General features: G+C 46.6%; 11 protein-coding genes and 1 other RNA gene. All 12 read left to right on the forward strand.

Annotated features, from left to right (window positions below):
* The first annotated feature begins 50 nt into the window (after positions 1-50).
* The 12 genes from rsmI to murC all read left to right on the forward strand — a co-directional run bounded on the left by rsmI (position 51) and on the right by murC (position 13,903).
* Positions 51-917, forward strand: a complete 867-nt coding sequence (gene rsmI, locus ACED41_RS02255; protein ID WP_017062903.1) for a 16S rRNA (cytidine(1402)-2'-O)-methyltransferase — start codon at positions 51-53, stop codon at positions 915-917.
* 195 nt (positions 918-1,112) lie between these two features.
* An RNA gene (gene rnpB / locus ACED41_RS02260) (RNase P RNA component class A) lies at positions 1,113-1,552 on the forward strand.
* A gap of 228 nt (positions 1,553-1,780) precedes the next feature.
* Positions 1,781-2,731 (forward strand): 16S rRNA (cytosine(1402)-N(4))-methyltransferase RsmH, encoded by a 951-nt coding sequence (gene rsmH / locus ACED41_RS02265; protein WP_010434714.1) that lies wholly within the window; start codon positions 1,781-1,783, stop codon positions 2,729-2,731.
* Between the two features lie 3 nt (positions 2,732-2,734).
* On the forward strand, positions 2,735-3,052 hold the full coding sequence (gene ftsL, locus ACED41_RS02270) for a cell division protein FtsL (RefSeq protein ID WP_017062901.1): 318 nt from the start codon (positions 2,735-2,737) through the stop codon (positions 3,050-3,052).
* Positions 3,049-4,806, forward strand: coding sequence for a penicillin-binding transpeptidase domain-containing protein (locus ACED41_RS02275; protein WP_371724406.1), 1,758 nt, complete (start codon positions 3,049-3,051; stop codon positions 4,804-4,806). The genes ftsL and ACED41_RS02275 overlap by 4 nt, the downstream gene beginning before the upstream one ends.
* Before the next feature lie 18 nt (positions 4,807-4,824).
* Positions 4,825-6,309, forward strand: coding sequence for a UDP-N-acetylmuramoyl-L-alanyl-D-glutamate--2,6-diaminopimelate ligase (murE, locus tag ACED41_RS02280; RefSeq protein ID WP_102332770.1), 1,485 nt, complete (start codon positions 4,825-4,827; stop codon positions 6,307-6,309).
* Positions 6,309-7,682 (forward strand): UDP-N-acetylmuramoyl-tripeptide--D-alanyl-D-alanine ligase, encoded by a 1,374-nt coding sequence (murF, locus tag ACED41_RS02285; RefSeq protein ID WP_017070828.1) that lies wholly within the window; start codon positions 6,309-6,311, stop codon positions 7,680-7,682. The genes murE and murF overlap by 1 nt, the downstream gene beginning before the upstream one ends.
* Entirely contained in the window at positions 7,679-8,761 is a 1,083-nt protein-coding gene (mraY, locus tag ACED41_RS02290; protein ID WP_008223690.1) for a phospho-N-acetylmuramoyl-pentapeptide-transferase, read from the forward strand. The genes murF and mraY overlap by 4 nt, the downstream gene beginning before the upstream one ends.
* A 58-nt stretch (positions 8,762-8,819) precedes the next feature.
* The gene (gene murD, locus ACED41_RS02295; RefSeq protein WP_371724407.1) at positions 8,820-10,136 is read left to right on the forward strand and encodes a UDP-N-acetylmuramoyl-L-alanine--D-glutamate ligase; all 1,317 of its coding nucleotides are present in this window, start codon (positions 8,820-8,822) and stop codon (positions 10,134-10,136) included.
* Between the two features lie 22 nt (positions 10,137-10,158).
* Entirely contained in the window at positions 10,159-11,355 is a 1,197-nt protein-coding gene (gene ftsW / locus ACED41_RS02300) for a cell division protein FtsW (RefSeq protein WP_065584711.1), read from the forward strand.
* A 12-nt stretch (positions 11,356-11,367) separates the two neighbouring features.
* A complete protein-coding gene (gene murG / locus ACED41_RS02305) occupies positions 11,368-12,429 on the forward strand; it encodes an undecaprenyldiphospho-muramoylpentapeptide beta-N-acetylglucosaminyltransferase (RefSeq protein WP_017059287.1) in 1,062 nt (353 codons plus the stop codon).
* 13 nt (positions 12,430-12,442) lie between these two features.
* A complete protein-coding gene (murC, locus tag ACED41_RS02310; protein WP_371724408.1) occupies positions 12,443-13,903 on the forward strand; it encodes a UDP-N-acetylmuramate--L-alanine ligase in 1,461 nt (486 codons plus the stop codon).
* Positions 13,904-14,047: the final 144 nt, after the last annotated feature.

Below are 14,047 nucleotides of genomic sequence, written 5' to 3' on the forward strand. Positions count from 1 at the left end.
ATTCCGTATAAATTTGTATCTATATTAATCGTTGAAGTGATGGTAAACAAATGACAGATAACAAAACCTTGCTCACAGAGAGCCCAACTCTCTACATTGTGCCAACCCCAATCGGAAATTTGGGAGATATCACTCAAAGAGCAATTGAAATTTTATCAAGTGTCGATGTTATTGCAGCCGAAGACACACGCCACACGGGTAAGCTGCTTGCTCACTTCAATATATCAACCAGAACGTTCGCTTTACATGATCATAATGAACAAACTAAAGCACAAGTTCTAGTCGAAAGGTTATTAGAAGGTCAGTCTATCGCATTAGTCTCTGATGCGGGTACTCCTTTAATCAGTGATCCAGGTTACCATCTTGTCTCACAATGTCGTCAAGCGGGTGTGAGAGTTGTGCCACTTCCCGGTGCTTGTGCTGTAATTACCGCACTCAGTGCGTCAGGTCTGCCGTCGGATCGTTTCAGCTTTGAAGGCTTCTTACCGCCAAAGAGCAAAGGTCGTAAAGATAAGTTCCTAGAGATCGCGAAAGCAGAGCGCACGTGTATCTTCTACGAATCACCACATCGAATCTCAGATTCTCTACAAGATATGCTTGAGATCTTAGGCCCAGACCGTGAAGTTGTCTTGGCACGTGAGCTGACTAAGACATTCGAAACAATTCAAGGATTGCCACTGGGTGAGTTGATTGAGTGGATTGAAGAAGATTCGAACCGTAAGCGCGGTGAGATGGTGTTACTGATTCATGGTCATCGTGAAGAAGCGAGCACAGAACTGCCAGACGAAGCGACTCGTACTCTGGGTATCCTAACTAAAGAGTTGCCTCTTAAAAAAGCGGCGGCAATGACAGCTGAAATCTACAACCTGAAAAAGAACGCGCTGTACAAGTGGGGCCTTGAGCACCTAGATGGTTAACGCTGAATAGATAAATAGCTGCTCAGTGTATAAGTCGCTAGAGTGCTATTTTAAAGCTTGTGAGGAATGAAGGTCGTCCCTTCATTCCTCTTTTTTTGTCTGGATTGTGTGAAATTCATGCGTTTACTTAGCGGTTTGCAGCATATTTGTGATCTCGCTAGACACTGCACTCTAATCTCTATACAATCCGCCCTCGGAGTTGAACGGGTAATCGCTGCTTTGCTGATGTCCTTCGGGAGACTGACGTTGAGGTCCTTCGGGAAACTGACGTTGAAGTCCTTCGGGAGACTGGTAGAGGGGAGGAACGTCCGGGCTCCATAGAGCAGGGTGCCAGATAACGTCTGGGGGGCGCGAGCCCACGACAAGTGCAGCAGAGAGAAGACCGCCGATGGCCTCATTTCTTCGGAAGGGGCACAGGTAAGGCTGAAAGGGTGCGGTAAGAGCGCACCGTGCGACTGGCAACAGTTCGTAGCAAGGTAAACTCCACCCGGAGCAAGATCAAATAGGCCCTCACATTGCGTTGCTCGCGTATGGGGGCGGGTAGATTGCTTGAGCCTGTGAGCGATTGCAGGCCTAGACGAATGGTTACCACCGCGCAAGCGGAACAGAACCCGGCGTATGTGTCAACTCCACCTATATAAAGAACCCATCATTACTTAACCGTAGTGATGGGTTTTTTGCTTTATATTGACGTAAATTATTTAGATTTCCTTAAAATCTTTCACCCTGATATAAGCTTGGGTCAAAAATTCCAAATGCCTATACACAATATGGTGGAGATACAGCGTGAAATCAGTACACTAAAACGTTAATAGAACAAATTATTGCCGAACTAATGGCTCAATCCACTCACTGAGAAGACTATGACAGAAGCATTCAAACATATTTCAGTATTGCTTAACGAATCTATTGACGGACTTGCGATCAAACCTGACGGTACCTACATCGATGGTACTTTTGGCCGTGGTGGGCACAGCCGTACAATCCTGTCTAAACTGGGCGAGAATGGAAGACTCTTTAGTATCGACCGCGATCCACAAGCAATTGCTGAAGCTCAGAAGATTGATGACCCCCGTTTTACGATTATTCACGGCCCATTCTCAGGTATGGCTGAATATGCAGAGCGTTATGACTTAGTGGGTAAAGTGGATGGTGTTTTACTGGATTTAGGTGTGTCTTCACCACAGCTAGATGATGCTGAACGTGGCTTTAGCTTCATGAAAGACGGCCCGCTAGACATGCGTATGGATCCAACGACGGGTATTCCGGTTTCTCAGTGGCTAGTTGATGCGGATCTTGATGACATCACATGGGTTATCCGTGAGTTCGGTGAAGATAAACACGCTCGTCGTATCGCGAAGGGCATCATTGCTTATCAAGAGAACGAAGAGAACGAACCGTTAACACGTACTGGCCAATTGGCTAAGCTTATCTCTGATGTCGCTCCAAAGAACTTTAAAGAGAAAAAGCACCCAGCGACACGTGCTTTCCAAGCATTTCGTATCTACATTAATAGTGAACTTGAAGAGATCGATACCGCACTGAAAGGCGCTGCAAGTATTCTTGCTCCCCAAGGTCGTATCTCTGTTATCAGTTTTCACTCTCTTGAAGACCGTATGGTGAAGCGCTTCATCCGTAAAGAGAGTCAAGGCCCTCAGGTACCTCATGGTTTACCATTAACAGAAGATCAAATTAAAGCTTTAGGCAGTGCCGATCTAAAACCAATTGGTAAAGCGATCAAGCCTTCTAAAGGTGAAGTGGATGAAAATACTCGTTCACGCAGCTCAGTATTACGAATCGCAGAAAAGCTATAGTCAATGAAGACCTCCAAACCTAACTTAGCCAAGATAATATTTTTTGATTTGATCTCCGTGGGTAAAGTCCCATTGGTGCTGCTTATCTGTATCTTCGCGAGCGCGATGGGGGTCGTTCTCACGACACACATGTCACGTCAGGCAATCACGCAAAAAGACATGGCATTGAGTGAGCGTGAACAGCTTGATAATGAATGGCGAAATTTAATGCTTGAAGAGACGGCTCTGGCTGAACATAGCCGCGTTCAAGCATCGGCAAAACGAGAGCTAGACATGAAACGTCCAGACTCCGACAAAGAAGTTGTGATCACACTGAAATGACCGGAAAAAAGGAAAAAGCCCCCGCGAAAGCCGTTAAGAAACCAACGAAAGAGCGAGTGAAGAGCGAAAAGGACTCGGATCCAATTCTGATTAAATGGCGTTTCAACGTCGTTATTGCTTTTGTGTTGGTTGCCTTTTCTGTACTAGTAGGTCGTGTGGCTTACATCCAAGTCATTGAACCAGATAACTTAATTCGTCAGGGCGACCTTCGTTCTGTACGTGTTAAGGCTATTCCTTCTGCCCGCGGTATTATTTCAGACCGCAATGGCGAACCACTTGCCGTCAGTGTGCCTGTTGAGGCGGTATGGGCCGATCCTAAAACGATTTTCGATAAAAATGGCATGGCCCAAATTGATCGTTGGTATGCGCTAGCTGATGTACTTGGCTTAGATCGACAATCGATGATCAACAAGATCTCCAGCGACAAATCTCGTCGTTTTATCTACCTACAAAGACAAGTTAGCCCAGCAATGGCGAAATACATCCGCGACTTAAAGCTGGTGGGTATTGGTCTTAAAGCAGAATCACGTCGTTATTACCCAGCCGGTGAAGTCAGCGCGCATCTTATTGGTGTGACCGGAATTGATGGACACGGCCTAGAAGGTGTCGAGCGCAGCTACGATAAGTGGCTCACGGGTGAAGCAGGTAAACGTACAATCCGTAAAGACCGTTACGGGCGAGTAGTTGAAAACATTGCACTAGAAGAGCGTGAAGAAGGTAAACCACTCGAATTGACCATCGATCAGCGCTTACAAGCCATCGCTTATCGAGCGATTAAACAGGCGGTAGCCGATCACAAGGCGACTTCTGGCTCAGCGATTTTGTTGGATGTAAAAACCGGCGCTGTGTTGGCGATGGTTAATGCGCCTTCTTATAACCCGAACAATCGTGCTGACTTACAAAGCTTTAAGATGCGTAACCGCGTACTTACCGATGCGATGGAGCCCGGTTCTACCGTGAAACCTTTTGTGGTTTTAGCAGCGCTAGAGAACGGTACAGCTGATCCAGATATCGTTATTGATACTGGCAACGGCATCATGCAGATCGGTGGCAGTCGTGTGCGAGACTCGTCTAAAGTCGGTAAGGCTGATTTAGCGCTGATCCTCAAGAAGTCGAGTAACATAGGTGTGGCGAAGTTGGCACTTAACATGCCTTTAGAAGCTCTGCTAGGGATGTACAGTTCTGTTGGTCTGGGCGAAATGTCTGGGCTGAACTTAATCGGTGAAACGAGCGGTATTTTCCCGAATCGTCGTCGCTGGTCTAAGTTTGAAATTGCAACACTATCATTCGGTTACGGTTTGTCTGTTACACCGATGCAGTTGGCCCATGCGTATGCGACGCTAGCCAACAAAGGCATGTATGAACCGATTCATATTATTAAGAGTAACGACCAAGACTTTTCTAAGCAGATCATCAAGCGCGAGAACGCTGAACTGGTTTTGAATATGCTCGAAGGGGTGACTCAAAAAGGCGGCACAGCAACAAGAGCGGCCGTTCCTGGTTACCGAGTTGCAGCAAAAACGGGTACTTCTCGTAAGGCTGAAGCTGGCGGATACAGCGACGAATACATTGCGATTACTGCAGGTTTTGCCCCGGTTAGTGACCCAAGAGTCGCGCTGGTTGTTGTGGTCAATGAGCCTCAAGGTGACCTTTACTATGGCGGTTCAGTTGCTGCCCCCGTTTTTTCTGAAATCATGAAGGGTGCATTGCAAATACTGAATGTCCCTGCTGATGAAAACAAGTTTCAAGAATAGAGCCAATCAGGATTCAATATGAGTAATAGCCTCACGCTGTCATCTTTACTTTCTCCTTGGAGTGACTTTAGTTCACCTGAGCTGGATGCGATTGCCGTTGAACAGTTGGAGTTGGATAGTCGTGCCATCAAAGACGGCGATATTTTTGTTGCTGTAGTTGGGCATGCTGTTGATGGCCGTCGTTTCATTGACAAAGCGGTCTCACAGGGAGCCAATGCCGTTATCGCACAAGCTGATGCTGAAAAGGCCCATGGTCTGATTGAGTGGTTGGATGCTGTTCCGGTTGTTTACATTAAAGACCTTAACTTGGTGTTATCTGAGTTGGCCGGTCGTGTTTACTCGTCTCAGGCGACTAAGCTGATTGGTGTTACCGGCACCAATGGCAAAACCACTATCACCCAATTGATTGCTCAGTGGCTAGATTTAGTCGGCCAACGCTCTGCGGTAATGGGCACCACGGGTAACGGTTTTCTAGACAACCTTAAAACGGCGGCGAATACGACCGGTAGTGCGATTGAAATACAACGTACGCTGAGTGAGTTGGCTGAAGAAAACGCTGTTTATACCGCGATGGAAATCTCGTCTCATGGTTTGGTTCAAGGCCGAGTTAAGGCATTGGATTTTGAGGCTGGTGTATTTACTAACTTGAGCCGTGACCACTTGGATTACCACGGCACGATGCAAGAGTACGCTCTGGCTAAGAAGAGCTTGTTTACTCAGCATAAGTGTAAGCACGCTGTGATTAATGTTGATGATGAAGTCGGTAAAGCTTGGATGGCTGATCTGTCCAATGCAGTAGCTGTGTCATTGCTTCCGTTATCGGGCTACCAGCAGTCAGTATGGGCATCGGATGTTGCTTATGCAGAGACGGGTATCAAACTCGCTTTTGATGGTAGCTGGGGGCAGGGACAACTGTCTGTTCCTTTAATTGGCCAGTTCAACGCATCAAATGTATTGGTTGCTTTCGCGACCCTACTTGTACTAGGCATCGACAAGCAAACCTTGATCGACACAGCACCTCAATTGCAACCTGTGATTGGCCGTATGGAATTGTTCCAAGTGCCGAACAAAGCGAAAGTGGTTGTCGACTACGCGCATACACCTGACGCATTAGAGAAAGCATTGGCAGCACTACGTGTACATTGCTCTGGAAAGCTATGGGCAATCTTTGGCTGCGGTGGTGATCGAGATACAGGCAAGCGCCCTATGATGGCGGTTACCGCAGAGCAGTTCGCCGATAACATTATTATTTCAGATGACAACCCTCGCAGTGAAGACCCGGCATTGATTGTTAAAGACATGCTGGCAGGTTTAAGTGAGCCTGAAGTCGCCTTTGTTGAACACGATCGCTTTCAGGCGGTTAAGTTTGCTCTAGAGCAGGCGGGTAATAACGACATTATTCTTCTGGCAGGTAAAGGCCATGAGGATTACCAAGTATTGAAAGACAAAACGATCCACTATTCGGATCGAGAGTCAGCACTACAACTTTTAGGTATTTCATAATGATTGATGTATCACTCGAGCAGATCTGCTCAGCGGTGTACGGTCAGCTGATAGAGGCTGGCAAATCGAGCAATAGTTTGATCAATGCGGTTTCTACCGATACTCGCACCGTTGAAGAAGGTGCACTGTTTGTTGCTCTTGTAGGTGAACGTTTTGATGCGCATGATTTTTGTGGTCAGGCTGTTGAGGCCAATGCGAGTGCGTTATTAGTTCAACGAAAACTTGACCTAAATATTACTCAAGTTGTTGTTGAAGACACTAAACTTGCTTTAGGTCAGCTAAGTGCTTGGATCCACAAACAATGTAACGTGCCAACCATGGCGATAACAGGAAGCTGTGGCAAAACGACCGTCAAAGAGATGGTCGCGAGTATTCTACAACAACGTGGCAAAGTGCTGTTTACAGCGGGTAACTTCAATAATGATATTGGAGTACCACTAACCTTGCTGCGCAGTGAACCCAATGACGACTATGCCGTGATAGAACTGGGCGCGAACCACATTGGTGAAATTGCCTATACCACGCAGCTTGTGAAACCACAGGTGGCCTTAGTGAATAACGTTGCTGCCGCGCATCTAGAGGGCTTTGGCTCAATTGATGGTGTTAAACAAGCGAAAGGCGAAATTTTTCAGGGGCTTGCTGCTGGTGATACTGCTATTGTTAACCTAGAGAGCAATGGTGGTGACTTCTGGAAAGATGTGCTTGCAGACAAAAACGTACTGACCTTTTCTGAAAGTGATGACACGGCGGATTACTTTTCGACGAATATTCGCATCAACGAGCAGGGTGAAGCTTGCTTTGATATGCAGACCCCGCAAGGCGCTATCGATGTCGAACTTGGCATTATTGGTCAGCACAATGTAGCCAACGCATTAGCCGCAGCAGCACTGAGCATTCAATTCGGTGCCACGCTTGCAGAAATTAAAAGCGGTTTAGCGAATCTTATCTCAGTTAAAGGCCGAGTTGAGGTTCAACAATTAAGTCAGAATATCAAGCTGATAGATGACAGTTACAACGCCAGTGTACCGGCAATGAAGGCTGCAGCTAAATTGTTGTCGAGCTTCAAAGGTCAGCGTTGGTTGATTTTAGGCAATATGGCTGAGTTAGGCGATGAAAGCCTTGCACTTCACCGTCAAGTCGGTGAATATGCTGCCCCATTCGCTTTTGAGCATGTACTCACTTACGGTGATGATACCAAGGTGATTAGTGAAGTGTGTAACGGCACTCACTTTGCAACGCATGAAGCGATGATCGCGCACATAGAGCAGCACTTGAGCTTGCCAGAAAACGCGCCACATACCTTGTTGGTAAAAGGCGCCAATAGTGCAGGAATGAGTAAAATAGCCGCTGCTTTAAAGGAGAACTTTTCATGATAATTTGGCTTGCAGAGCTACTACAGCCACACTTTTCTTTTTTCCGTTTGTTCGAATACTTATCGTTTCGTGCAATCGCGAGCATTTTGACGGCTTTATGTCTGTCGCTGTGGATGGGACCTCGTTTAATTGAGCGTCTGCAAATGCTGCAAATTGGCCAAGTTGTTCGTAATGACGGCCCAGAATCTCACTTCAGTAAGCGTGGTACACCAACCATGGGTGGTGTGATGATCCTTGCTGCGATCATCATTACGGTCTTACTTTGGGCTGACTTATCAAACCCTTACGTTTGGGCCGTACTTGTCGTGCTAGGCGGTTACGGTGCAGTTGGTTTTGTTGATGATTATCGTAAAGTTGTTCGTAAGAACACTGATGGTCTGATTGCTCGTTGGAAGTACTTTTGGCAGTCGGCGATTGCTTTGGTAGTGGCATTTGCTCTGTATGCTCACGGGCAAGACACTGCAGCAACACAATTAGTGGTGCCTTTCTTTAAAGATGTGATGCCACAACTTGGTTTACTGTACATTGTTCTAACTTACTTTGTTATTGTGGGTACCAGTAACGCGGTAAACCTAACTGATGGCCTAGATGGCTTGGCGATTATGCCAACGGTTATGGTTGCAGCGGGTTTTGCTGTTATCGCTTGGGCGACAGGTAACGTTAACTTTGCAGCATACCTACACATTCCATACATCCCATACACCTCTGAACTGGTTGTGGTATGTACTGCTATCGTTGGTGCAGGCCTTGGCTTCCTATGGTTTAACACTTACCCAGCACAAGTATTCATGGGCGATGTTGGCTCTCTAGCACTGGGTGGTGCGTTAGGTGTGATTGCGGTACTCGTTCGTCAAGAGTTGGTACTAGTGATCATGGGTGGTGTGTTTGTAATGGAGACCTTGTCAGTAATCCTGCAGGTGGGCTCTTACAAATTGCGTGGCCAGCGTATTTTCCGTATGGCACCGATTCACCACCACTATGAGCTGAAAGGCTGGCCAGAACCGCGTGTTATCGTGCGCTTTTGGATCATCTCAATGGTATTGGTACTGATTGGCCTAGCGACACTGAAAGTTCGTTAATCCTATGCGAGCCTCTGTATTAGAGGTTCTTTAAAACTATTAAGAGCATCTTGTTTAAATGGAACGTTGGCAAAATATTCAAAATGTAGTGGTTGTGGGGCTCGGTATTACCGGGCTCTCTGTCGTTAAACATCTCGTAAAATATCAACCTCATACGCATGTGAAGGTCATTGATACGCGAGAGCTACCGCCAGGAAAGGAATCTTTGCCTGAGTCGGTAGAGCTGCATTCTGGAAGCTGGAATGGCCAATGGCTAGCTGAGGCTGATCTGGTGGTTGCTAACCCAGGCATTGCTTTAGCGACGCCAGAAATTCAAGATGTGCTTCAAGCGGGTACGCCTGTCGTTGGCGACATCGAGCTGTTTGGTTGGGCTGTAGATAAGCCTGTTGTGGCGATTACTGGTTCAAACGGTAAGAGTACCGTGACGGATTTGACTGGTGTGCTTGCTAAGGCTGCTGGGCTTAATGTTGGCGTTGGCGGCAATATTGGCATTCCTGCCCTAGACCTTCTAGAACTTGATGCGGATTTATATGTCCTTGAACTTTCAAGTTTTCAGCTAGAAACTACATCGAATTTAAAACTTGCCGCTGCGGCATTCTTAAATCTGTCTGAAGATCATATGGATCGCTATCAAGGCATGGCTGATTACCGTGAGGCCAAGTTAAGAATCTTTAATAACGCGCAGTGTGCGACTGTTAATCGTGAAGACAAAGAGACTTACCCTGACCAGACAATGCCATTGTTGACTTTTGGCCTAGATAACCAAGAGTTTGGTGTATCAACGATTGATAGTACTGAGTGGTTGGTCGATCACGGTAAACCTGTCCTTGCTACCCAAGATTTAACATTGGTTGGACGTCACAATGTGGCGAATGCGTTAGTCTCACTTGCACTATTGAAGCAAGTTGGTATCGACTACAGCAAAAGTCTTGATGCTTTGAAGGCCTATAACGGTTTGACGCATCGTTGCCAAGTCGTGGCTGACAAGCGCGAAATCAAATGGGTTAATGACTCCAAAGCAACAAATGTAGCCAGCACATTGGCAGCCCTGTCTGGGTTGGAGTATCAAGGTACGTTATATCTTTTGGTTGGCGGCGTTGGTAAAGGTGCTGACTTTAGTGAGCTTGAACCAGTATTGGCGCAACTTGAGCGTGTTCAGCTGTGTTGTTTCGGTGAAGATGCAGATCAATTCATGCCTCTGCACCCATCGGCACAAAAGTTCGATACCATGCAGCAGATAATCGAATCTATCTCGCCACAGCTGGTGGCTGGAGATATGGTGATGCTGTCTCCGGCGTGCGCAAGCTTCGATCAATTTAATAATTTCATGGCAAGAGGTGATGCGTTCACTGAGCTTGCTCATGAGTATGCTTAACGTGTTGAAGGACTAACATTCAGTGCAAAGAGTCAAAGAGATTAATCAATCCATCTGGCAGTGGCTAAACCGTGCTACTCCCGAGGCGCTTTACGATCGTCAATTGGTGTGGATTGCTCTTGGGCTAATGCTGACAGGTTTGGTGATGGTGACGTCTGCTTCGTTCCCCATCAGTGCTCGTTTAACCGATCAGCCGTTTCACTTTATGTTCCGTCATGCCATCTTCCTTGTATTGGCGTTAGGTGTCTCTAGCGTCATATTGCAAATCCCGATGCAACGCTGGTTTCAATACAGTATGTATCTACTGGGCTTGTCCTTCTTCTTGCTGATTGTGGTATTAGCCGTCGGTAAGTCGGTTAACGGCGCATCGCGTTGGATCCCATTAGGGCTATTTAACTTACAACCCGCTGAAGTCGCCAAGTTATCGCTGTTTATCTTTATGGCGGGCTACTTGGTTCGGAAGCAAGATGAAGTGAGAAAAACCTTCTTCGGTGGTTTTGGTAAACCGATCATGGTATTCGGCGCTTTTGCCGTGCTGCTGCTAGGCCAGCCCGATTTAGGTACTGTGGTCGTAATGCTAGTGACCCTGTTCGGCATGCTATTCATTGCTGGTGCCAAGCTTTCACAGTTTATCGCCTTGATGGTGGCAGGTATTGCCGCGGTCGTCGGTTTGATTGTTATAGAACCTTATCGTGTTCGACGTGTTACCTCATTCTGGGAACCTTGGAACGACCCGTTCGGCAGTGGTTACCAGTTAACTCAGTCATTGATGGCGTTTGGCCGTGGTGATTGGATGGGGCAAGGGCTTGGTAACTCGATTCAAAAACTCGAATACTTACCAGAAGCGCATACCGATTTTGTATTTGCTGTGTTGGCTGAAGAGCTTGGCTTTGTCGGTGTTACCTTAGTATTAATGTTGATCTTCAGCTTGGTGTTAAAAGCCATTCTGATAGGTAAAAAAGCCTTTGAACACGATCAAGTGTTCAGCGGCTATCTGGCTTTTGGTATTGGTATTTGGTTTGCGTTTCAGACGCTTGTTAACGTAGGTGCTGCATCTGGCATCGTTCCGACCAAAGGTCTAACCCTACCGCTAATCAGTTATGGTGGTTCGAGTTTAATTGTTATGTCTGTGGCGGTATCAATGCTGCTGCGCATTGACCACGAATGCCGAATGCAACAAAAAGAACAAGCTGATAGTCAAAACGAATTAGTAGAATAAGAATCTAACGTGATGAAACAAAACAAAAAACTTTTAGTGATGGCTGGTGGTACTGGCGGTCACGTTTTCCCAGGGTTAGCAGTAGCGAAAAAGCTTCAGCAACAAGGTTGGGAAATTCGCTGGTTAGGCACAGCAGACAGAATGGAAGCGGATTTAGTGCCAAAGCATGGCATTGAAATCGACTTCATCAAAGTGAAAGGCCTGCGTGGTCAAGGCATTAGCAAGTTAATTAAAGCGCCGTTCCAGATTATTAATGCCATACTTCAAGCAAGGCAACACATCAAAGCATGGCAGCCTGATGTGGTACTTGGTATGGGTGGCTACGTGAGTGGCCCGGGTGGTATCGCGGCATGGTTGTCTGGCATTCCAGTGGTTCTCCATGAACAAAATGCAGTGGCAGGTTTAACCAACCAATGGCTGTCTAAGATTGCTAAAAAGGTTTTCCAAGCTTTCCCTGGTGCTTTCCCTACCGCAGAAGTGGTGGGTAACCCAGTACGCGAAGATGTGGTTGCCTTAGCTGAACCCGAGCAACGCATGGCTGAGCGTGATGGTGACATCCGCATCTTGGTTATGGGCGGCAGTCAGGGCGCAAAAATCCTAAACGATACCTTGCCAGTAACGATGGCGCAGCTTGGTGAAGGCTTCACTGTGATGCACCAAGCGGGTAAGAACAATCAACAACAAGTTATTGAGCAATACAAATCACATTCTGTTGGTAATGTTCAAGTGACTGAATTTATTGATGATGTGGCGCAAGCTTATGAGTGGGCAGATCTATTAGTGTGTCGCTCAGGTGCATTAACCGTATCAGAAGTGTCTGCGGCAGGTGTCGGTTCTATCTTCGTTCCGTTTATGCACAAAGACAGACAACAAGCGTTGAATGCCGACCATTTAGTTGAATGTGGCGCAGCGTTAATGATTGAACAGCCTCAACTAACGGCTGATAAGCTAGCGAACACTATCACGCAGCTTGATAGAAATGAATTAAAAATGATGGCAACAAAAGCTCGTCAAGCCGCCAAGCTTGATGCTGATGTGACCGTCGCTGAAGCGATTAAAGCTTTAGCAAAATAATGAGATTGAATTGATGACGATTGAACATACCCAAGACTTAGCGCAAATCCGTGCAATGGTGCCAGAGATGCGCCGTGTTAAATCTATCCACTTCATTGGTATTGGTGGTGCCGGAATGAGCGGGATTGCTGAAGTCTTGCTAAATGAAGGCTACCAGATCACGGGTTCTGATATTGCTCAAAACCCAGTGACTGATCGTTTAGTTAGCAAGGGTGCGACCGTTTATATCGGTCACCAAGCGAGTAACGTTGCCGACGCAAGTGTGGTGGTTGTTTCAACCGCTATCAACGAAGAAAACCCAGAAATTATTGCAGCTCGTGAAGCGCGCACACCGATCGTTCGTCGTGCAGAAATGCTGGCTGAGCTGATGCGTTTTCGTCACGGTATTGCTGTGGCAGGTACGCACGGTAAAACAACCACGACTGCGCTAGTGACACAGATTTACTCGGAAGCCGGCCTAGATCCAACCTTCGTAAACGGTGGTTTGGTTAAAAGTGCTGGCACTAACGCACGTTTAGGTTCAAGCCGTATTCTTATCGCTGAAGCCGATGAGAGTGATGCTTCATTTTTACATCTGCAACCTATGGTTAGTATCGTAACTAACATTGAAGCGGATCATATGGATACCTACGGCGGCGATTTCGAAACGCTAAAGCAGACATTTATCGATTTCCTACACAACCTGCCGTTCTACGGCCAGGCTGTGATGTGTGTAGATGATCCTGTTGTACGTGAACTTATCCCTCAGGTGAGCCGCCAAGTGATTACTTACGGCTTATCTGAAGACGCAGATATTCGTATTGAAAACTACGTACAAGAAGGTCAACAAGGCAAGTTTACGGTTGTACGTGAAGGTAAAGCTAACTTAGATATCACGTTGAACATTCCAGGTCGCCACAACGCATTGAATGCATCGGCTGCGATTGCTGTTGCAACAGAAGATGACATCAGCGATGAAGCGATTCTCAAAGCGATGGCGGGAACGGAAGGCACGGGTCGCCGTTTCGATCACCTAGGTGAGTATGAAACAGGTAAAGGCGTTGCAATGCTGGTCGATGATTACGGTCATCACCCAACCGAAGTTGATGTGACGATTCAAGCTGCTCGTAGTGGCTGGACTGATAAACGTCTTGTTATGATCTTCCAACCGCACCGTTATAGCCGTACTCGCGATCTGTATGATGATTTCGCGAACGTTCTTGAGCAGGTTGATGTCCTAATTCTGTTAGATGTTTATTCTGCAGGTGAGAAACCTATTGCAGGGGCTGACGGACGCTCATTAAGTCGAACTATTCGTGGGCGTGGTAAGATAGACCCAATCTTTGTTGCCGATATCAACGCACTGCCATCGGCTTTAGCCAACGTAATTCAAGGCGGTGACCTTGTTTTAACGCAGGGTGCAGGCGATGTTGGTCGAGTAGCGAAGCAGTTGGAATCGTTACAGTTAGACATTAATAAAATGCAGAACGCGTAACAGAATACTGTCTACAGACTGTGGTCAATCGCTCACTTCTTGCGATTGACCTAAAATTGACCAAAAATCTTATTATCAACGTTTGATAGTTTGATTTTGCTCAGTATAATTCATAGGTTAAAGTAAGTGCTTTTACCTCTATTA

It is taken from the genome of Vibrio sp. 1F255 (genome assembly GCF_041439145.1).
Classification (GTDB): domain Bacteria; phylum Pseudomonadota; class Gammaproteobacteria; order Enterobacterales; family Vibrionaceae; genus Vibrio; species Vibrio crassostreae_C.